This window comes from Enterobacter sp. E14S (assembly GCF_055666685.1).
Genome location: NZ_JBVODQ010000001.1, coordinates 776587 through 796013, shown reverse-complemented (window position 1 = coordinate 796013; position 19427 = coordinate 776587). Strand labels below are relative to the sequence as shown.

At 53.7% G+C, this 19427-nt stretch carries 20 protein-coding genes and 1 pseudogene; 12 read left to right on the top strand and 9 right to left on the bottom strand.

Annotated elements, in window-relative coordinates:
• Positions 1–4: 4 nt before the first annotated feature.
• Both ACZ6J2_RS03840 and crrC read right to left on the bottom strand, forming a co-directional pair.
• Complete coding sequence (locus ACZ6J2_RS03840; protein WP_063441951.1) at positions 5–913, bottom strand: ABC transporter six-transmembrane domain-containing protein; 909 nt, start codon at positions 911–913, stop codon at positions 5–7.
• A gap of 124 nt (positions 914–1037) precedes the next feature.
• On the bottom strand, positions 1038–1424 hold the full coding sequence (gene crrC, locus ACZ6J2_RS03835; RefSeq protein WP_045285958.1) for a colistin resistant protein CrrC: 387 nt from the start codon (positions 1422–1424) through the stop codon (positions 1038–1040).
• Positions 1425–1695: 271 nt separating this feature from the next.
• Here crrC and ACZ6J2_RS03830 point away from each other — a divergent pair, with 271 nt between their 5' ends.
• Positions 1696–2400: a response regulator gene (locus tag ACZ6J2_RS03830; RefSeq protein WP_039262917.1), complete on the top strand. Its 705-nt coding sequence runs from the start codon at positions 1696–1698 to the stop codon at positions 2398–2400.
• Positions 2397–3461, top strand: a complete 1065-nt coding sequence (locus ACZ6J2_RS03825; RefSeq protein WP_471724853.1) for an ATP-binding protein — start codon at positions 2397–2399, stop codon at positions 3459–3461. Before ACZ6J2_RS03830 ends, ACZ6J2_RS03825 begins: the two co-directional genes overlap by 4 nt.
• Here the strand turns inward: ACZ6J2_RS03825 and ACZ6J2_RS03820 are convergent.
• The 7 genes and pseudogenes from ACZ6J2_RS03820 to pspF all read right to left on the bottom strand — a co-directional run bounded on the left by ACZ6J2_RS03820 (position 3442) and on the right by pspF (position 10889).
• Positions 3442–4383 carry an ATP-grasp fold amidoligase family protein gene (locus tag ACZ6J2_RS03820; RefSeq protein ID WP_471724852.1) on the bottom strand — a complete coding sequence of 314 codons (942 nt, stop codon included), beginning with the start codon at positions 4381–4383 and terminating at the stop codon, positions 3442–3444. The two genes, ACZ6J2_RS03825 and ACZ6J2_RS03820, sit on opposite strands and share 20 nt — an antisense overlap.
• Positions 4384–4544: 161 nt before the next feature.
• Positions 4545–5351 (bottom strand): putrescine export ABC transporter ATP-binding protein SapF, encoded by an 807-nt coding sequence (sapF, locus tag ACZ6J2_RS03815; protein ID WP_023312051.1) that lies wholly within the window; start codon positions 5349–5351, stop codon positions 4545–4547.
• Between the two features lies 1 nt (position 5352).
• On the bottom strand, positions 5353–6345 hold the full coding sequence (gene sapD / locus ACZ6J2_RS03810; RefSeq protein ID WP_033145732.1) for a putrescine export ABC transporter ATP-binding protein SapD: 993 nt from the start codon (positions 6343–6345) through the stop codon (positions 5353–5355).
• Positions 6345–7235 carry a putrescine export ABC transporter permease SapC gene (gene sapC / locus ACZ6J2_RS03805; RefSeq protein WP_032656751.1) on the bottom strand — a complete coding sequence of 297 codons (891 nt, stop codon included), beginning with the start codon at positions 7233–7235 and terminating at the stop codon, positions 6345–6347. Before sapC ends, sapD begins: the two co-directional genes overlap by 1 nt.
• Positions 7222–8187 carry a putrescine export ABC transporter permease SapB gene (sapB, locus tag ACZ6J2_RS03800; protein WP_023312049.1) on the bottom strand — a complete coding sequence of 322 codons (966 nt, stop codon included), beginning with the start codon at positions 8185–8187 and terminating at the stop codon, positions 7222–7224. Before sapB ends, sapC begins: the two co-directional genes overlap by 14 nt.
• Positions 8184–9823, bottom strand: a pseudogene (gene sapA / locus ACZ6J2_RS03795) (ABC transporter substrate-binding protein SapA). The gene sapB and the pseudogene sapA overlap by 4 nt, the downstream one beginning before the upstream one ends.
• A gap of 88 nt (positions 9824–9911) precedes the next feature.
• Positions 9912–10889 carry a phage shock protein operon transcriptional activator gene (gene pspF, locus ACZ6J2_RS03790; protein ID WP_471724851.1) on the bottom strand — a complete coding sequence of 326 codons (978 nt, stop codon included), beginning with the start codon at positions 10887–10889 and terminating at the stop codon, positions 9912–9914.
• A 166-nt stretch (positions 10890–11055) separates the two neighbouring features.
• Between pspF and pspA the strand changes: the two genes are divergently transcribed.
• The 10 genes from pspA (at position 11056) to ACZ6J2_RS03740 (ending at position 19416) form a co-directional block, all read left to right on the top strand.
• On the top strand, positions 11056–11724 hold the full coding sequence (gene pspA, locus ACZ6J2_RS03785) for a phage shock protein PspA (RefSeq protein WP_029740507.1): 669 nt from the start codon (positions 11056–11058) through the stop codon (positions 11722–11724).
• Between the two features lie 49 nt (positions 11725–11773).
• On the top strand, positions 11774–11998 hold the full coding sequence (gene pspB, locus ACZ6J2_RS03780) for an envelope stress response membrane protein PspB (RefSeq protein WP_023312045.1): 225 nt from the start codon (positions 11774–11776) through the stop codon (positions 11996–11998).
• Positions 11998–12357, top strand: a complete 360-nt coding sequence (gene pspC, locus ACZ6J2_RS03775; RefSeq protein ID WP_023312044.1) for an envelope stress response membrane protein PspC — start codon at positions 11998–12000, stop codon at positions 12355–12357. Before pspB ends, pspC begins: the two co-directional genes overlap by 1 nt.
• 12 nt (positions 12358–12369) lie before the next feature.
• Positions 12370–12594 (top strand): phage shock protein PspD, encoded by a 225-nt coding sequence (pspD, locus tag ACZ6J2_RS03770; RefSeq protein WP_023312043.1) that lies wholly within the window; start codon positions 12370–12372, stop codon positions 12592–12594.
• A 197-nt stretch (positions 12595–12791) separates the two neighbouring features.
• The gene (locus ACZ6J2_RS03765) at positions 12792–14489 is read left to right on the top strand and encodes a sugar phosphorylase (protein ID WP_471724850.1); all 1698 of its coding nucleotides are present in this window, start codon (positions 12792–12794) and stop codon (positions 14487–14489) included.
• 14 nt (positions 14490–14503) lie between these two features.
• Positions 14504–15796, top strand: a complete 1293-nt coding sequence (locus ACZ6J2_RS03760) for an ABC transporter substrate-binding protein (protein WP_471724849.1) — start codon at positions 14504–14506, stop codon at positions 15794–15796.
• A 22-nt stretch (positions 15797–15818) separates the two neighbouring features.
• Complete coding sequence (locus ACZ6J2_RS03755) at positions 15819–16700, top strand: carbohydrate ABC transporter permease (RefSeq protein WP_023312040.1); 882 nt, start codon at positions 15819–15821, stop codon at positions 16698–16700.
• The gene (locus ACZ6J2_RS03750; RefSeq protein ID WP_033145725.1) at positions 16687–17529 is read left to right on the top strand and encodes a carbohydrate ABC transporter permease; all 843 of its coding nucleotides are present in this window, start codon (positions 16687–16689) and stop codon (positions 17527–17529) included. Before ACZ6J2_RS03755 ends, ACZ6J2_RS03750 begins: the two co-directional genes overlap by 14 nt.
• Before the next feature lie 28 nt (positions 17530–17557).
• Positions 17558–18610 (top strand): zinc-dependent alcohol dehydrogenase, encoded by a 1053-nt coding sequence (locus tag ACZ6J2_RS03745; protein WP_471724848.1) that lies wholly within the window; start codon positions 17558–17560, stop codon positions 18608–18610.
• A gap of 17 nt (positions 18611–18627) precedes the next feature.
• The gene (locus ACZ6J2_RS03740) at positions 18628–19416 is read left to right on the top strand and encodes a sugar phosphate isomerase/epimerase family protein (RefSeq protein WP_063439782.1); all 789 of its coding nucleotides are present in this window, start codon (positions 18628–18630) and stop codon (positions 19414–19416) included.
• Positions 19417–19427: the final 11 nt, after the last annotated feature.

The window sequence follows — 19427 nt, the reverse complement described above, 5'->3', positions numbered from 1 at the left end:
TAAATTAACGTCCGGTTACGTGAATTTCATCATCAGTGGATACGCGCTTGCCGATATCCCTGAGCTGTGAAAATTTCTCAAGAAGCTGCGGCGCGTCATCGAGGCTCGTCGCGAACATCCACATGTAGGTCATCACCGAGTAAATATGTCCGGCGGTGATGCCGGTTGAACGCGTCATCCAGACGATGGTCAGCGTAAAAAGCGCGGCAACGAGTACCCCAACCCACAAATAACCCCACGCCTCGCGGTCAGATAATGCGATACGCAAACGCGCCAGCGTGGAGTAATGGCGGTGAAGGGTAGCCGTGCCCGCCTTATGAACATAATCCACTTCTTTTTCCAGCCGATTATTCAGGCGCATGAACAGCCATTCATTTTTACGGGCATATCCTGAGACAAATCCGAGCAGGATAAATACAATCGCAAAGCACATGACGCCGGCCCAAAATTCAATAAACAGCAACATGATTGCGGCACCAAAAAGTGAGCTCAGCGAGGTAATAAGCAGGGGAAGGTGCATTTCAAAGAAATCCACATATTCGCGCGAGAGCGTTACCCTTGCGGCGATCGCCGAATGGTTAAGCTGGTATTTGCGCTGTGCCAGGACGACGGAAACCGCGAGTCCGGCATAAATACGTGCAAACGTGCGCGTATCTACGCTCCGTCTGGCCGCACCGATGAACCACATACAAAGTACCATCAGGCCATACAGCGCGGCGTTAAGCGTTTCACCGGCGAGGATGGCATTTATCGCGATGCCTGCCAGAACGGGATAAAGTAAAAACGTCACGTTTTCGGCCACCACCAGGAAAAAAGTGACAACCAGTTTTTTCCGGTGCCGTATCGCGAGCTTTTTTAGCGAGTGCATCACTCCGGCAGGTTCAGAAGAACGAAGATTATTACGGTTCATCATTATGGGTAATTTTTATCAGATTTATTAGGTGAGTTATTTTTGTGCAAAATAGCGTGAGGGAGAGTCTACCGCGCGCCTGTTTAGCGGACATGGGCGGTTTGTGGAGGCTGTGTGGAGCAACGGCTCAAATCATTCTCATAATAAGGTACAGCGGGGCTCCACCAAAAAAAATGATCAAATAACACTCGTAGTAAAAGATAAGATCTTCTATATCGGGCATCGCGTTTAACAGAACGGTGAACGTAATAATGAGATAAACAAAAATCACCATCAGCCAGAAGGCGACGACGAGTAGCTCAGTTAACGCGCCGGCTTTATTCTGGATTATCAGAGAGACAACCGACAATGCAATGCAGCCATAGATGATGGGTGAAGAGAGCAGCGTAGAGGCGACTTTTTCATCCATTTTGTGTACCAGCATCAGCCAGGTATAAAGTAATCCCCAGGACAGCAGCAGGAACAGGGAATATATGCCCAGCTTTTTAGGGGAGAAATATTTAGAAAGTTCCATGTTCATTATTTCAGCCAACTTCATAAAGTCTTTAAGTAACAGGGATAATTTGCAACGCTAAATGTAAAAAGAGTTTTGTCTCAATAGCGATTTTGAACTGGCATTGTCGAGTCATTATTGACGGAATGTGTAGGCTGTATGGAGAAATAACCGGGCGGGTAAATCAGTCGGGAAATTTTCTTAGCTACGGCACTTTTTCCCGTAGGCTGTGTCTTATTGTGCTAAAGATATCTGATAGCGAGCTCAAAGGGATTTCACCCGCGGAGATAAAATGCACAAAAATACGCTGATCCTTGTTGTTGAAGATGAAGACGAAATTGCCGATATACTGATGAGCTACCTGGATCGTTCGGGAATGAAAACGCTCCGAGCCAGGCAGGGCGAACAGGCCATAGCGCTCAATCGCCTCCATAAACCGGATCTCATATTGCTGGACATTCACCTGCCCGTATGTGACGGCTGGAGCGTACTTACCACGCTTCGTCAGGAAAGCGCTGTCCCCGTCATTATGGTTTCCGCTCTCGATCAGGATGTCGATAAGCTCATGGGGCTGAGGCTGGGCGCGGATGATTACGTGATCAAACCCTTCAACCCTTCTGAAGTTGTCGCCCGGGTTGAGGCGGTGCTGCGCAGGACAAAACCCGCGCTTCAACAGGCGGGTTCCCAGCCGCTCAGAACGCCATTTATTACGGTCTATCCGGATGACTTCTACGTGGAAGTCACCGTGGGCGCAGAGGTTGTCTCCCCGGTATTAACGACGACCGAATTTAAATTGCTCACATACCTGGTGAGATATCCGCGAAAGGTCTGCTCCCGCGAAGAGCTGCTCAACGCGTGTCTGCCGGAAGGGGATACGCTCGACAGAACGGTCGACAGCCATATGAGCAAGTTGCGTAAAAAACTGGAGCTTGCCGGCCTCTATGGTGTTCCCGAGAGCATCAGAGGCATGGGTTACCGGCTTGGGGAAAAGAAATGAACAAAGAGTCTGTTCTGAGCCGTCAGATCTTAACGTATATGCTGTTGCTGACGTTTACGATCATTGCCATCGCCATACTCGGCTCCTGGTTTTTTTACTCCTTTATTCTGGATCACCTCCCGGGCGGCCCTGCTGCGGGCGATGACGAGCAGATGACGATGTGGGACTGGGTATGGATTGGGACCGCGACAACGATCAGTATGATTATCGCGCTCTTTTTCACGGTCAAACTTTCATCGCGGATCCTCACTCCGCTAAACGCGGTAGCGTCCAGCCTGAAAAAGATTTCTCAGGGCGATCTGGACGCCCGGGCATTCTGCGCCAGTTCCCGACTGGGTGAGATCAATCACCTGGTGACAGATTTCAATGAAATGGCGGAAAAATTACAGACGCTGGATATTCAGAGGAAATCCTGGAATGCCGCTATTGCGCATGAGCTGAGAACCCCGGTCACGATCTTACGCGGACGGCTTCAGGGGTTGGTTGACGGCGTTTTTACCCCGGAGCCGGTGCTATTTAATAATCTTCTCAAACAGACGGAAGGGTTAACCCGCCTGATTGAAGATCTCCGGGTTGTCAGTTCGAATGGCGGGGCGGGATACACGTTATGCCAGTCCAGAACGGATCTAAAAGGGACAATACAGAACGCACTCGATACGTTCATGCCCGAGTTCAGCCGTAAGGCGTTTACCGTCAATACAGACCTGAGGGAGCAGCAGTGCGTATTCGATCCATTACGCATCAATCAGTGTCTGACCGTTTTATTTGATAATGCCTTACACTATTCAACCTCGCGCACGCTCATCGTGAAAAATGGCGTTTCTGATAAAGGCAATTTTATCCTTATTCGGGACGGGGGACCGGGCATCCCCAGAGAGTTTCATGATTTCCTGTTTCAGCCCTTTCAGCGCGATAATGGCGCCAGACATGTGAACCCGGAAGGCTGTGGTTTGGGCTTGTCGGTGGTAAAAGCCATCATGCTGGCTCATGGTGGCGATGTTACCTATACCTTATCGACGCAAAACCACTCGATATTTAAACTCACCTGGCCCGACTCGTGAGCTTCAGCGGCAGGTCAAATGTGCCTGCCGGCGATAAATGCCATATTTTTCCTAACCTGGCATCCCATTCCTGCGGGGTAATCGTCAGCTTACCGCGTCTCGGGCTTAAGGTTATTTCGCTGAAATAGATTTCATCTTTTTTTAGCATAAGGTCAACGCGGCAGTAGTCAATTCCATCCGCCAGCTCCTGGGAGGCCAACAAAGCCTGGCGGAACAAGAGCGGTTCGCCTGGTTCTGCTGAAGTATTTGGATATTCCATTCGGAAGGGTTGTAAGTTCCAGAACCTGTCATAAACGTTGATAAACCCTTTGCCGTTATCATCCGTAAAATCCGCTTCTACATAGTGGGCAACGCCGTGAAAACAATGGATCCTCAGCATTTCGGGCGTTGTATTCCTGTCAGCGTCGTCGAAGAGATCGACAAACGGCTCGCAAAGTATACTCGGCGTAATGTTTTTGTACTGCCATTCGCGCGTGGTGTAGTAAAGATTTTTCTTTAACGCGAGGCTCAGCTTTTTACACGCTTCTTTTTCATTAAATTGCGCTTTGTTTGTACATATTATTGTGCTGCCGCTGTCATGGTTGCACTTAAGGACGAATTTGTCAGGAAGAACTGAAAAATCAATCTGCGACGGCCTGGTATAAACGCCAATTAATGGCACCGTTTTCACGCGCGTTGTTCTGGAGGAAACGTATGCGCGAACGGCGAGTTTATCGGCAAGCATCGTGTAGAAGTTATTATGGTCATAGACCAGTCGATGGCATATTTTTTCACTCAACGTCGTGGGCGAGCTAATGTCAGGGGTTTCCCCGGTTGTTTTCTTAAGCCTCACGGTATGAAAGTGCAGGTCCGTCATTAAAAATGAGCGGCATTTTCTGATGAGATACTCTGTGTATTTTAAAACGTAAGTGGCGGTGTTCATTTCTTCTCCTCCGTAATGTCCGGATATTCTGGAGAAGGACTGTTGATTGATATTGCTTAAAATATGGAGCAGGGATGGAGACGAAAAATTAAAGGATTAAATAGCGTACGCAGGCTATTTAATCCTTAATTTAACGGGGTGATTTTTGCTGAGCGTCGCGCTTAGCGGTCCTTTCTCCACGCATCGGCGGTCAATGCTTCACCAAAATGACCGGCAATCAGCCGTTTTGTCAGCTCATGAAGCGGAGAGGCCATCACATCCGCCGTGCTGCCGCGCTCGACCACTTCGCCCTGGTGCATGACCATCACCTGATCGCTGATGTGCTTCATCATTCCCAGATGCTGGGTGACGTAGATATACGAGATCCCCTGTTTTTCCTGCAATTCCAGCATCAGGTTAATCAGCTGCGAGCGCATCGACATATCCAGCGAGGCAAGCGCTTCATCCGCAATGATCACTTTTGGCCGCAAAATCAACGCACGCGCCAGGCCCAGACGCTGTTTCTGGCCGGGGGCCAGCATATGCGGGTAGTAGCTTTCGTGATCCGGCAACAGCCCAACCATACGCAGGGTTTCAAATACGCGCTTACGGCGCGCCTCTGGCTCCAGGTCTGTGTTCAGACGCAGCGGAAAATCGAGGATCTGCGAAATGCGCTGGCGCGGGTTAAGCGAGGTCGAGGGATCCTGGAAAATCATGCGGATGCGCTGGCTGCGGAAAGAGTAATCGCCGAACGTCAGAGGATGATCGTCAATCAACACTTCGCCTGCAGTCGGTTCAACCATGCCGGCGAGCATTTTCGCCAGGGTGGATTTCCCGGAACCGTTCTCGCCGATGATCGCCAGGGTCTGTTTTTCACGCAGCGTAAAGCTCAGCGGCTTCACCGCGTCGACAGTTTGACGATGAAACAGCCCCGTGCGGTAGCGAAAGGTCTTACTCAGGTTGCGAACTTCCAGTAAGGTTTCGACCATTTCACTCTCTCTCCATGTTCAGCGGGAAATGACAGGCGTACAGATGATTCTTGGCCCCGGTCAGGCGTGGTGTTTCGATACATTTACGCTGAGCATAGGGGCACCTTGGCCCCAGACGACAGCCTATCGGCAGGGATTCCAGCAGCGGAATCGCCCCCGGCAGGGTATTCAGGCGGCTCTTATGCGGCATCGCGCTGCCAAAATCCGGAATGGCGCGGATAAGCGCCTGCGTATACGGATGATGCGGCGCGCCGATCAGATCTTCACTCGGCGCGGTTTCGACCGTTTGCCCGCAGTACATGACGTCAATTTTATCCGCCCATTTGCTGAGCATTTGCAGGTCATGGCTGATCAGCAAAATGGTGGTGTTGTTATTCTGGTTGAGACGCGACAGCAGGCGGAAAATTTGCGCCTGCGTGGTGGGTTCCATCGCGTTGGTGGGCTCATCCGCAATCAGCAAACGCGGCTGATTTGCCAGCGCGATGGCAATCATCACTTTCTGACATTCGCCGTCGGTCAGCTCATAGGGGAAGCTGCGCATCGCATCTTTGTGATCTTTAATCCCAACGCGGTGTAAAAGCTCGATGGCGCGGCGCTTGCGCCAGCCAACGCGTTGCCACCAGCGGCCTTTATAGGTCCAGCCGGGAATGTTCTGCATGAGCTGTTTACCCACGCGTTCGGACGGGTCGAGACAGGACTGCGGCTCCTGGAAAATCATCGAGACGTTATGCCCGACAAGCTTTCTCCGCTCGCGGGGGGAGAGACGCAGCAGATCGATATCGTCAAAACGCATACGGTCTGCCGTCACGCGCCAGTTGTCTTTCGCCACGCCGCAGATAGCCTTGGCAATCAGGCTTTTTCCCGAGCCGGATTCCCCCACCAGCCCGCGAATTTCACCCTCCGCAAGGGTGATGCTGATGCGATCGACGGCTTTAACCCAGCCTTCACCGGTTTTGAATTCGATAGTGAGGTTGCGAATATCAAGAAGCGGCATTATTGCACCCCCGCGTTAATTGCACGGCGAATACCGTCGCCCAGCAGGTTGATAAGCAGCACGCTCACCATAATGGCCGCACCCGGCAGCATGACCGTCCACGGTGCCACGTAGATCAACTCCAGCGCGTCGCCGAGCATCGCACCCCATTCGGGCGACGGCAGCTGTGCACCGAGGTCGAGAAAGCCGAGCGCCGCGATGTCCAGGATCGCCATCGACAGGGCGCGGGTGATCTCAGTGACCAGCCCGGCGGCGATGTTGGGCAGCACGGCAAACCACAGAATGTTGAAGGTCGTCGCGCCGTCCAGACGCGCGGCGACGACGTACTCTTTTTCCAGCTCATCATGCACCATGCTGTAAACCGAGCGCACGATGCGGGGCAGGATAGCCAGCCATACGGCGAACATGGCATGCGACAGGTGCGGACCGGCAAAGGCAACAACGATGATTGCCAGCAGCAGGGACGGAATCGACAGCAGGGTATCCAGAATGTGGTTAAGGACCGCCGAACGCAGGCCATGGGTGGATCCCGCAAAAATACCGAGCGCCAGCCCGCAGATCGTAGCCGCGAGCGTCACCACAAATGCGCCGCCCACCGTCGGGGCTGCACCGCTCAGCAGGCGGCTCAACACGTCACGTCCGAGGTCGTCCGTTCCCAGGAAGAAAGAGACTTCGCCGTAGCGCGACCAGGACGGCGGCAGCAGCTGATAGCCAAGGAACTGCTGGTCGATGCCGTACGGCGCAAACCACGAGCCAAAGACGCAAAGCAACACCAGGCCGGCACAGCCGTAAAGGCCGATCATCGCCGTGGTGTCACCATAGAATTTACGCCACACGGTACGCAGCACGCCGGGCGTGCGCTTTTCACTGTATACGCTATCGTAAGGCATACCATTCCTTATGCTTCAATGGGTTAGCCATGGCACCCAGAATATCGGACAACACGTTAACAATAATCACCAGCGAACCAATCACCATCACGCCCGCAGAAATAGCGGCGTAGTCCTGCTGGCGGATGGCGTTAATCAGCCATCGCCCCAGGCCCGGCCAGCTAAAGACCATCTCGGTGATCATTGCCAGCGTCAGCATGGTGGAAAACTGTAATCCCAGACGCGGAATAACCGGCGGCAGCGCGTTGTGCAGGACGTTGCGGCGCAGTATTGTCAGGCGGGACAACCCGCGCGTGGCGGCGGCTTTGACGTAGTTCTGGTCAAATACCTCAATTGTGCTCAGGCGCATCAGGCGGATCACTTCGGTTGTTGGCGCAACCGCCAGCGTCAGTACCGGCAATACCATATGGCGCACGGCGCTGACGATCATCTCATGGCGCCACACCGAATCGGACAGCCACGCGTCAATGATGGCAAAACCCGTCACCGTTTTAACCGTATAGAGCAGGTCAAAACGACCCGAAACCGGCAGCCAGCCCATCGTCAACGAGAAGAACAGCGTCAGCAGCAGCGCCAGCCAGAATACCGGGATGGAAAAGCCGAACAGGGCGAGGGCGCTGATAAACTTATCCTGCCATTTGTTGCGATAGATTCCGGCCAGCATACCCACGGGGATGCCGACCATCAGGGCAAAGCCGAAGGCCAGAATGCACAGCTCCATCGTGGCCGGGAAAACCTCTTTCAGCTGCTGGGAAATCAGCTGCCCGTTGATGCTGGAAACGCCGAAATCCCAGTGCAGCAGCCCGTTAAACCAGAACAGCCAGGCATCCCACAGCGACGACCCCTGGAGCGGGGCGTGGGGCGTGAAATAGCTCAGGCTGAAGCCGACAAAGTTCAGGAAAAAGAGCGTCACCAGCAGCAAAAGGAGCCGACGTAAGGTAAAAATAATCATGGTTTTTTCACCTCTTGTTCTTTTTCACGCGACACGCCGGCGAACGAGGCGTTGCCGAACGGACTCAGCACCAGACCTTTAATATCATAACGATAGGCCTGAAGACGCAGGGAAGAGGCCAGCGGCAGCACCGGCAGTTCCTGGGCAAGGATCTTCTGCGCTTCATCATAGGCGTCGATGCGTGAGGCCAGCTGCTGGGAAGCCAGCGCTTTTTGCAGCACGGCGTCAAACTCCCTGTTACACCAGTGGGCGTAGTTGGTTTGGGAATTTATCGCCGCACAGCTCAGGAGCGGCCGGAAGAAACTGTCCGGATCGTTACTGTCGGTCGCCCAGCCGGTCAGGGTTAAATCATGATTCATGTCCATCAGGCGCGCTCCTGGAAACGGCCCTCAACCGGTACGATGATCACTTTGACGCCCACCTGCGCCATATCTGCCTGCAGCAGTTCGGCGGTCTTGAGCGGGCTCGGGTTCCACGCCTGGGAGCTGGTTGGCACCCAAAGCTGCAAAGTGAGGTTTTCCGCCCCCAGCGCCTTCAGCTGTTCACGCGCTTTTGCCGGATCGTATTCCGTAATTTTAGCTTCACCGTCATAGGCCCACGAGGCACGCGGTAAAATTGAGGCGGCGGTTTCCGCCGTGCCGTAGTAGATCGACTGCATCAAACGCTGGTTGTTAATCGCCAGCGCCAGAGCGTGACGTACGGCAGGGTTATTCAACGGCGGCTTATCCGTATTAAAGGCCAGATAAGCGATATTCATGCCGGGGCGTAACGTCAGGCGCAGGCGCGGATCGTCACGCAAAATGGTGAGCTGGCTGGCCGCGGGCCAGGCGAGCACGTCGCACTCCCCGGTGAGCAGTTTCGACAGACGTCCCGTTCCGCCTGAACCGAGATCGACCACCACCTGCGGCATCAGCGGAGTGCCGCGCCAGAAATGCTCGTGGCGCTGCAGACGAATATATTGCCCGGCGCGGTATTCAGCCAGCTGGAACGGACCGGTGCCGACCGGCTGACGATCGAGCAACTCCTGACGATCTTTTTTCGTCAGGTTCGCCGCGTATTCAGCGGACATGACCGACGCATAGTGGGTCGCCAGGTGCCAGAGGAAGGAGGCATCCGGGCGCGTCAGCGTAAATTCAACCGTCCGGTTGTCCAGCTTGCGCACGCTCTTGACGGTATCAGCAAATTGGAGGCTGTCGAAATAGGGGAAATTATCCCCGTTAACGTTATGCCACGGGTGGTTGCGGTTAAAGATGCGCTGGAAGGTGAAGACCACGTCATCTGCGTTCAGCCTGCGCGTGGGGGTAAACCAAGGCGTGCGCTGAAACGCGACGTCATCGCGCAGGTGAAAACGGTAGGTTGCGCCGTTGTCCAGCACTTCCCAGCTTTCCGCCAGCTCGGGCACCAGACGGTAGGTGTATGGGTCAACATCAAGCAGACGGTCGTAAAGCTGCGCGGCCAGGGTATCCACGATCAGGCCGCTGCCCGCTTTTTGCGGGTTGAAGGTATCCACCTGGCCGCTTACGCAATAGACAAAGCCGCTGTCACGAATGTCAGGCTGGGGAGTTTGCCCGGGCGCGGCAAAGGCCAGGCTGCTAAACAGACCGAGTGCTAAAAAGGACGATAAAACCAGACGCATAATTTTTAAGGTTTTTAGGTTCGATCTGCAAAGTGTATCGCACTTACGCCTGCTTCGTAAAAATGTCTGCAGGTAAGTGCTGATATTGTCAGCGCATTTGATGCTTTTTGAGCAATGCCCTTAACTGATGGTAGGTCAGACCCAGCAGTTCAGCCGCCCGTTTCTGGTTATATTTTGCCGTCTTCAGGCTTTGCTCCAGCAGCTGTTTCTCCTGATCGTTCTGGAACTGGCGTAAATCAAGGGGGAGAGTAGGGAGATCGCCTGAAGGCGCTGGTGCGGACAGTGGCGCTGCGCTGCGCTGAAAAGGATCGATAATGATATTGTCCAGCTCCGTCTCGCTGCTGCCGTGGCGATAGACGGAGCGCTCCACGACGTTTTTCAGTTCGCGGATATTTCCCGGCCAGTGGTAAGCCAGCAGCGTCTCCTGCGCATAATTGCTGAAGCCGGGGAACAGCGGCAGTCCGAGCTCGCGGCACATCTGAATCGCAAACTGGTCAGCCAGCAGCATGATGTCGCTTCTGCGCTCGCGCAGGGGAGGAAGTTGAACGACGTCAAAGGCCAGGCGGTCAAGCAGGTCGGCACGGAATTTCTCCTCCGCCACCATCTCCGGCAGGTTGGCGTTAGTGGCGCACACCAGGCGTACGTTAACCTGCAGCGGCTGGCTGCCGCCGACGCGCTCCAGCTCGCCGTACTCAATCACGCGCAGCAGTTTTTCCTGCACCAGCATGGGCGCGGTGGCCAGCTCATCCAGAAACAGCGTACCGCCGTCGGCGCGCTCAAAGCGTCCGGGATGGCGTTTCTGGGCACCGGTAAACGCCCCCGCTTCATGGCCGAAGAGCTCGGTGTCGAGCAGGTTTTCATTCAGCGCAGCGCAGTTAAGGGAAATGAAGGGGCCATCCCAGCGCCCGGAGAGGTAATGCAGACGGTTGGCTATCAGTTCTTTCCCCGTTCCGCGCTCACCGACGATCAGCACCGGTTTATTGAGCGGCGCCAGGCGAGAGACCTGTTCCAGCACTTCGAGAAAGCTGTTTGCTTCGCCGAGTAAATTGTCTTTGTATCCGGGCATGATGAAATTAACCACTCCTTAGCGATATTCACCAGGGAAGAATAGTTCTTCACTGCGTAAAAATCAATCAGACTCAGTGAAATCAATAAGATAAAAACCTGGCATGATGTTTGTATTATCAGTACAGCAGGGCATAGCCCGATAACAGAACTATGAGGATTTGATTATGGGTATTTTTTCTCGTTTTGCCGACATCGTGAACGCCAACATCAACTCACTGCTTGAGAAAGCGGAAGATCCGCAGAAGCTGGTACGTCTGATGATTCAGGAGATGGAAGACACGCTGGTTGAAGTGCGTTCTACCTCCGCTCGCGCGCTGGCGGAGAAAAAACAGCTTACGCGTCGTATTGAACAGGCAACCGCCCAGCTGAACGAATGGCAGGAAAAAGCGGAGCTGGCGCTGCGTAAAGACAAAGAGGATCTGGCCCGTGCGGCGCTGATCGAAAAACAGAAGCTGGCTGATATGGTCGCGACGCTCGAGCATGAAGTCACGCTGGTGGATGACACGCTCACCCGTATGAAGAAAGAGATTGGTGAGCTTGAAAACAAACTGAGCGAAACCCGCGCGCGTCAGCAGGCGCTGACCCTGCGTCACCAGGCGGCAAGCTCCTCCCGCGACGTGCGTCGTCAGCTGGACAGCGGTAAGCTTGATGAAGCGATGGCGCGTTTTGAATCGTTTGAACGTCGTATCGACCACATGGAAGCTGAAGCCGAAAGCCACGGCATCGGCAAGCAGAAGTCGCTGGATCAACAGTTCGCCGATCTGAAGGCTGATGATGAAATCAGCGAGCAGCTGGCGGCACTGAAAGCCAAAATGAAGCAAGACAACCAATAATAATTCCTGCGGCACCTGAGCGTGCCGCCTCATAAGACAAGGAGTACACATGAGCGCGCTTTTTCTGGCCATTCCCCTGACAATTTTCGTGCTGTTCGTTTTGCCGATTTGGCTATGGCTGCACTACAGCAACCGTTCTTCTCGGGGCGAACTCTCCCAGAGTGAACAACAGCGTCTGGTACAGCTCTCCGACGAGGCGAACAAAATGCGCGAACGCATTCAGGCGCTGGAAGCCATCCTGGATGCTGAGCATCCAAACTGGAGGGACCGTTAATGTCTGGACTGAATCTGAACAAAAAGCTGTGGCGTATTCCACAGCAGGGCATGGTGCGCGGCGTTTGTGCCGGGCTGGCTCACTATCTTGATGTCCCGGTCAAGCTGGTCCGCGTGGTCGCGGTGCTATCGATCTTCTTTGGCCTGGCGTTTATTACCCTGGTGGCATATATCGTCCTGTCGTTTGTTCTTGACCCGATGCCCGAAGGAGAACTGGCTGCGGAGGGAGCCCCGACCAGCAGCGATCTTCTCAATGCGGTTGATGAGCAGCTCGCCGCCGGTGAGAAGCGGCTACGGGAAATGGAACGCTATGTCACGTCGGATACCTTTACGCTGAGAAGTCGCTTTCGTCAGCTTTAAAAGAGAGATGAGATGAAACAACACTGGCAACAGGCCGGTCAGAAGGTAAAACCCGGCCTGAAAATCGCAGGTAAACTGGTCCTGCTGACCGCGTTACGGTTCGGCCCGGCAGGTGTGGCGGGTTGGGCAATTAAATCCGTTGCCCGCAAGCCGGTCAGAATGGTGCTGGCCGTGGCGCTCGAACCGCTGCTGCAAAAGGTGGCAAAACGGCTTTCTCGCCGCTACTTATCCCAATAATTCCCGCTGGCGTTAGCCCTTTCCCTGACGGGGGAGGGACTGGCGACGGTTAACCGCATTTCCTTTTTTCCCCGTTCTTTCTTTGCGGCAGCTCACAATATTGCGCTGAGCTGCTTTGCAATCACCTTTTTCTCCTTTCTGGTCCGTTGACAGATATTTTTCATGGGAGTAGATTGCCACTCCGTGGGACCGCTACCATGGAAAATGAAATGAATACAAAAATTAAAGAACTCATTAATCTTGTTTACGGGGAAACGTTTTCTGACGCCCATCTTAATGTGCTGATGGAAAATATTGGAAAGGCCGCTTCTGTTATTACGGAAAAACGTAAAACGGGTTGGGATGAAAAAGACGTTGTCCTGATTACCTATGCCGATCAGTTTTCAGCGAAAGGGGAGAAGGCGCTACCGGTGTTTACACGTTTTTATAACAGGTGGCTTTCTCGTTCTTTTTCTCATGTTCATCTCTTGCCTTTTTATCCATGGTCTTCGGACGACGGGTTTTCGGTTATCGATTATCACGAAGTTGCACCGGAAACCGGAACGTGGCGAGACGTTGCCGAATTAAAACAGTCAGCCAGTTTAATGTTCGATTTCGTATGCAACCATATGTCAGCCAAAAGCAAATGGTTCGCTAATTACCTGAAGCAAATGCCAGGATATGAAGATTTCTTTATTTCTGTCGATCCTGAAACAGACTTATCCGCGGTGACGCGTCCGCGTGCATTACCGCTTCTTACGCCTTTCACGCTGCATGACGGCAGCGTGCGACACCTGTGGACCACCTTCAGCGAGGACCAGGTCGATCTCAATTTCGCCTCTCCGCAGATGCTGATCGCGATGGTCGACGTGCTGCTGCATTACCTGATTGAAGGGGCGCGATACATTCGTCTGGATGCGGTGGGATTCATGTGGAAAATACCCGGGACAAACTGCATCCACCTTGAGCAAACTCACCAGCTCATCCAGCTTTTCCGCGCGATTACCGAGGCTGTCGCCCCTGGAACGGTGATTATTACCGAGACGAACGTTCCGCATAAAGATAACGTTGCTTACTTCGGTGACGGCGAAAATGAAGCGCAGATGGTTTATCAGTTCTCTTTGCCCCCGCTGGTGCTGCATGCGGTGCATTCTCAGGACGTCGGGACGCTGAGCCAGTGGGCAGCGTCGCTGACGTTGCCTTCCACGAAAACCACCTGGTTTAACTTCCTGGCCTCGCATGACGGGATTGGTCTGAATCCGTTACGCGGAATTTTACCCGAGTCGGAAATCCTCTCGCTTGTGGAAAAACTTCAGGCTGAAGGGGCGTTGGTTAACTGGAAAAATAACCCGGATGGTACACGCAGTCCTTATGAAATTAATGTGACCTATCTGGATGCTTTAAGTACGCGTGACGGTCTTGATAGCGATCGGATTGCCCGGTTTATTCTGGCGCATGCCGTCCTTTTAAGCTTCCCCGGCGTGCCTGCGGTTTATATCCAGAGCATTCTCGGTTCCCGTAATGATTATGCAGGTGTTGAACGCCTGGGATATAACCGTGCGATTAATCGTGAGAAATACACGGCAGGGCAAATTGATAGCCTGCTTGAAGATAAAAATAGCCTGCGTTCTCAGATCTATTGCTCGTTAAGCCAGTTAATCGCGCTGCGTCGGGCGGAGAAAGCATTCCATCCTGACAGTGAAGCTTATTTCAGTGCGTCAGGTAAACATGTTTTAAAAATCGTTCGCGTGGCGGATTGTGGTGAGAAAGTAACGGCGCTGTTTAATTTCAGTGATGGCATTCAAACGATGGAATCCGATATTCATTCCGGAACGGAGTTGATTTCCGGGAAAGATATTACAGATAAAACGCTGACCCTATATCCATGGCAGGTGTTGTGGATTAAAGAAAACTAAAAAGGACCTTAAAAATGAAAATGCCCAGAATTGTGCTGATTTCAGCACTGGTTTCGTGCGCCTTGTTATCAGGGTGCAAGGACGACAAAAAGTCTGCTGTCACCATTGAGTTTATGCACTCATCGGTCGAGCAGGAGCGTCAGGCGGTTATCACGAAGCTTATCGAAAAGTTCGAGAAAGAGAACCCCGGCATCACGGTGAAACAGGTGCCGGTAGAAGAGGATGCCTACAACACCAAGGTTATTACGCTCGCCAGAACGGGCGCGCTGCCAGAGGTGATTGAAGTCAGCCATGACTACGCGAAAGTCATGGACAAGGAACAGCTGCTGGATCGCAAAGCTATCGGCGAAGCCATTAAAGCGGTAGGCGAGAGCACCTTCTATGACGGCATTTTGCGTGTTGTTCGTACGGAAGACGGTTCTGCCTGGACGGGGGTGCCAGTCAGCGCCTGGCTATCCGGCGTCTGGTATCACAAAGATGCACTAGCTGCGGCGGGTATCCAGGAGCCGCATAACTGGGCGCAGCTGCTGAAAGCCAGCCAGAGCCTTAACGACCCGGCCAAAAAACATTACGGCATTGCGCTGCCCACCGCCGAAAGCGTGATGACGGAGCAGGCATTCTCCCAGTTTGCGCTTTCCGGCGGCGCGAACGTTTTTGATGCCAAAGGGAACGTCAACATCGATACCCCTGAAATGGCAAAAGCCCTGGCGTTTTATAAAGGTCTGGCCGCGACCACCATGCCGGGTTCAAACGACGTCATGGAGATCAAAGATGCCTTCATGAACGGTTCTGCGCCGATGGCGGTTTACTCCACCTACATCCTTCCGGCGGTATTCCAGGACGGAAACCCTGCCAACCTGGGCTTCGTCGTCCCAACAGAAACCTCTTCTGCTGTTTACGGCATGGTCACGTCGCTGACGATTACCACCGGTCAAACCGAAGATGAGACTCAGGCGGCTGAAAAGTTTGTGACCTGGATGGAGCAGGCTCAAAACGCAACCGACTGGGTCATGATGTCGCCCGGCGCGGCACTGCCGGTGAACAAGCTAGTGGTGGGCACCGATACCTGGAAAAACAACGATGTGATTAAAGCGTTTGGGCAACTGCCTTACGAACTTATTGCGCAGTTCCCGAATGTGCAGGTGTTTGGCGCCGTGGGCGACAAAAACTTCACACGCATGGGCGATGTTACCGGGTCCGGCATCATCAGTTCCATGGTGCATAACGTCACGGTGGGGAAAAAAGATCTCAGCAACACGCTTAGTAACAGCCAGAAGCGTCTGACCGATCTGATTTCACAACGATAGGAGCGCTCTGCGGAAGGAAATTATGAAGACGTTGTTTTCTGGTCGTTCAGATATGCCTTTCGCCATGCTGCTGTTGGCCCCCAGCCTGATTTTGCTGGGGGGCCTGGTGGCCTGGCCAATGATTTCCAATATTGAAATCAGTTTCTTACGTCTGCCGCTTAACCCGCGCATTAGCGCTGTGTTTGTCGGGCTGGATAATTACATTCGCATTCTCAGTGATGCAGCATTCTGGCACTCGCTGTGGATGACGTTCTGGTACACCGCGCTGGTGGTGATCGGCAGCACGGGGTTGGGGCTGGCGGTGGCGATCTTCTTTAACCGTGAATTCCGTCTGCGGAAAACGGCACGTTCACTGGTGATTTTGTCCTACGTCACCCCGTCCATTTCTCTGGTGTTTGCATGGAAATACATGTTCAACAACGGCTACGGCATTGTGAACTATCTGGGCGTTGACCTGCTGCATCTGTATGACCAGGCGCCGCTGTGGTTCGACAATCCTGGCAGCAGCTTTGTACTGGTGGTGCTGTTCGCCATCTGGCGCTACTTCCCGTACGCGTTCATTTCGTTCCTCGCGATTTTGCAGACCATTGATAAGTCGCTGTATGAAGCGGCGGAAATGGACGGCGCGAATGCCTGGCAGCGTTTTCGAATCGTTACGCTGCCCGCGATTATGCCGGTGCTGGCAACGGTGGTGACGCTCCGCACTATCTGGATGTTCTACATGTTTGCGGATGTCTACCTGTTGACGACCAAGGTCGATATTTTGGGCGTCTACCTCTACAAAACCGCATTCGCTTTCAACGATTTGGGTAAGGCTGCGGCGATCTCTGTCGTGCTGTTCGTGATCATCTTCGCGGTGATTCTGCTGACCAGAAAAAGGGTAAACCTCAATGGCAACAAATAAACGCGTACTGAGCCGTATTGGTTTTTATCTCGGTCTGGCGGTGTTTCTGGTCATCACGCTGTTCCCGTTCTTCGTGATGCTGATGACGTCGTTTAAGAGTGCGAAAGAGGCGATATCGCTTAACCCGACCATTTTGCCGCAGGCGTGGACGCTTCAGCATTACGTCGACATCTTTAATCCGCTGATTTTCCCGTTCGTGGACTATTTCAAAAACAGCATGGTGGTGTCGCTGACCTCCTCGGTGATTGCCGTATTTCTCGGCACGCTGGGGGCTTACGCCTTGTCCAAACTGCGTTTTAAGGGCCGCACGACGATCAATGCGAGTTTCTACACCGTCTACATGTTCTCCGGAATATTGCTGGTGGTGCCGCTGTTCAAAATCATCACTGCTCTTGGGATCTACGACACCGAGCTGGCGCTGATTATCACCATGGTGACCCAAACGTTACCGACAGCGGTGTTCATGCTGCGCAGCTATTTCGACACCATCCCGGACGAAATCGAAGAAGCCGCGATGATGGACGGCCTGAACCGCCTGCAAATCATCTTTCGCATCACCGTGCCGCTGGCGATTTCCGGGCTCGTGTCGGTGTTTGTCTACTGCTTCATGGTGGCGTGGAACGACTACCTGTTTGCGTCCATTTTCCTGTCCAGCGCCAGCCATTTCACCTTACCGGTTGGGCTGAACACGCTCTTTAGCACGCCAGATTATATCTGGGGTCGCATGATGGCGGCATCGCTGGTGACGGCGCTTCCGGTGGTCATCATGTACGCCCTGTCTGAACGTTTTATTAAAAGTGGTTTGACCGCCGGTGGCGTGAAGGGCTGAGGCGGCCAATTTTAACAAGGAGTCAGTCATGAAAAAATTAGTTGCGACAGCGCCTCGTGTAGCGGCGCTGGTGGAATATGAAGATCGTCCGGTTGCCGTCCATGAAGTGAAAATTCGCGCCCGCTTTGGCGCGCCGAAACACGGTACCGAAGTGGTGGATTTCCGCGCCGCCAGTCCGTTTATTGACGAAGAGTTTAACGCGGAGTGGCAGATGTTCACGCCGCGTGAAGAGGGGGCGGCCCGCGGGATCGAATTCGGTAAGTTCCAGCTGGGCAACATGATTGTTGGCGAGATTATCGAATGCGGTGATGACGTCGCTGAATATCAGATCGGCGACAGCGTCTGCTGCTACGGCCCGCTGCAGGAAACGGTGATCGTTAACGCGGTGAACAACTATAAGCTGCGTAAAATGCCGCAGGGTGCCTCCTGGAAAAACGCCGTTTGCTACGATCCGGCGCAGTTCGCCATGAGCGGCGTACGTGATGCCAACGTCCGCGTGGGCGACTTTGTGGTCGTGGTCGGTCTGGGAGCCATTGGGCAGATTGCGATTCAGCTGGCGAAAAAAGCCGGTGCGTCAGTGGTTATCGGCGTCGACCCTATCAAACACCGCTGCGAGATCGCTCGTCGTCACGGTGCGGACCACTGCCTGAATCCAATCGGTACCGATGTGGGTCTGGAAATCAAAAAGCTGACCGGGAAGCAGGGCGCGGACGTGATCATCGAAACCAGCGGCTTTGCAGATGCGCTGCAGTCCGCGCTGCGCGGGCTCGCCTATGGCGGCACTATCTCCTACGTAGCCTTCGCGAAACCGTTCGCGGAAGGCTTTAACCTCGGCCGCGAAGCGCATTTCAATAACGCGAAGATTGTCTTCTCCCGCGCCTGCAGCGAACCCAACCCGGATTACCCGCGCTGGAACCGTAAACGTATTGAAGAGACCTGCTGGGAACTGCTGATGAACGGTTATCTGAATTGTGAAGATCTGATCGACCCGGTCGTGACCTTCGCCACCACCCCGGAAAGCTATATGAAGTATGTCGATCAGCACCCGGAACTGAGCATCAAAATGGGCGTCACTTTTTAAGCTAAGGACAGCAAATCATGAAGATCGCAACACAAAACCAGGCCTTTTTCCCGGTCAATATCATGGAGAAATTCGAGTACATCAAAGCGATGGGTTTTGATGGCTATGAAATTGACGGCAAGCTGCTGGTGGAAAACCTCGCCGATGTGAAAGCGGCTATTAAGGCCACCGGCCTGCCGGTCACTACCGCCTGCGGCGGATACGATGGCTGGATCGGTGATTTCATCGAAGAACGTCGTCTGAACGGGTTACAGCAGATCGAACGCATTCTGGAAGCGCTGGCGGAAGTCGGCGGAAAGGGCATTATCGTGCCTGCTGCCTGGGGGATGTTTACCTTCCGTCTGCCACCTATGACCTCTCCACGCAGCCTGGACGGTGACCGCAAAGCCGTAAGCGCCTCCCTGCGCTGGCTGGATGAGGTGGCGGCGCGCACCGGAACAACCGTCTACCTGGAGCCGCTGAACCGCTATCAGGATCACATGATCAACACCCTGGCTGACGCGCGTCGCTATATCGAAGAGAACGGTCTGAAGCACGTGCAGATCATCGGCGATTTCTATCATATGAACATCGAAGAAGACTCGCTGACGGATGCGCTGCATCAGCACCGCGATCTGCTGGGCCATGTGCACATTGCAGATAACCACCGCTACCAGCCGGGCAGCGGCAGCCTCGATTTTGCCAGCCTGTTCGACCAGCTGCGTGCCGATAACTACCAGGGTTACGTGGTGTATGAGTGCCGTGTTCGCGCCGAGGATCCGGCTCAGGCATACCGGGATTCGCTCACTTACTTGCGTGAATGCTAAGGATGACGAGC

Coding starts and splice junctions, on each gene's coding strand:
- ACZ6J2_RS03840 (WP_063441951.1), bottom strand. CDS start 913: ATGATGAACCGTAATAATCTTCGTTCTTCTGAACCTGCCGGAGTGATG.
- crrC (WP_045285958.1), bottom strand. CDS start 1,424: ATGGAACTTTCTAAATATTTCTCCCCTAAAAAGCTGGGCATATATTCC.
- ACZ6J2_RS03830 (WP_039262917.1), top strand. CDS start 1,696: ATGCACAAAAATACGCTGATCCTTGTTGTTGAAGATGAAGACGAAATT.
- ACZ6J2_RS03825 (WP_471724853.1), top strand. CDS start 2,397: ATGAACAAAGAGTCTGTTCTGAGCCGTCAGATCTTAACGTATATGCTG.
- ACZ6J2_RS03820 (WP_471724852.1), bottom strand. CDS start 4,383: ATGAACACCGCCACTTACGTTTTAAAATACACAGAGTATCTCATCAGA.
- sapF (WP_023312051.1), bottom strand. CDS start 5,351: ATGGTCGAAACCTTACTGGAAGTTCGCAACCTGAGTAAGACCTTTCGC.
- sapD (WP_033145732.1), bottom strand. CDS start 6,345: ATGCCGCTTCTTGATATTCGCAACCTCACTATCGAATTCAAAACCGGT.
- sapC (WP_032656751.1), bottom strand. CDS start 7,235: ATGCCTTACGATAGCGTATACAGTGAAAAGCGCACGCCCGGCGTGCTG.
- sapB (WP_023312049.1), bottom strand. CDS start 8,187: ATGATTATTTTTACCTTACGTCGGCTCCTTTTGCTGCTGGTGACGCTC.
- pspF (WP_471724851.1), bottom strand. CDS start 10,889: ATGCCCGGATACAAAGACAATTTACTCGGCGAAGCAAACAGCTTTCTC.
- pspA (WP_029740507.1), top strand. CDS start 11,056: ATGGGTATTTTTTCTCGTTTTGCCGACATCGTGAACGCCAACATCAAC.
- pspB (WP_023312045.1), top strand. CDS start 11,774: ATGAGCGCGCTTTTTCTGGCCATTCCCCTGACAATTTTCGTGCTGTTC.
- pspC (WP_023312044.1), top strand. CDS start 11,998: ATGTCTGGACTGAATCTGAACAAAAAGCTGTGGCGTATTCCACAGCAG.
- pspD (WP_023312043.1), top strand. CDS start 12,370: ATGAAACAACACTGGCAACAGGCCGGTCAGAAGGTAAAACCCGGCCTG.
- ACZ6J2_RS03765 (WP_471724850.1), top strand. CDS start 12,792: ATGGAAAATGAAATGAATACAAAAATTAAAGAACTCATTAATCTTGTT.
- ACZ6J2_RS03760 (WP_471724849.1), top strand. CDS start 14,504: ATGAAAATGCCCAGAATTGTGCTGATTTCAGCACTGGTTTCGTGCGCC.
- ACZ6J2_RS03755 (WP_023312040.1), top strand. CDS start 15,819: ATGAAGACGTTGTTTTCTGGTCGTTCAGATATGCCTTTCGCCATGCTG.
- ACZ6J2_RS03750 (WP_033145725.1), top strand. CDS start 16,687: ATGGCAACAAATAAACGCGTACTGAGCCGTATTGGTTTTTATCTCGGT.
- ACZ6J2_RS03745 (WP_471724848.1), top strand. CDS start 17,558: ATGAAAAAATTAGTTGCGACAGCGCCTCGTGTAGCGGCGCTGGTGGAA.
- ACZ6J2_RS03740 (WP_063439782.1), top strand. CDS start 18,628: ATGAAGATCGCAACACAAAACCAGGCCTTTTTCCCGGTCAATATCATG.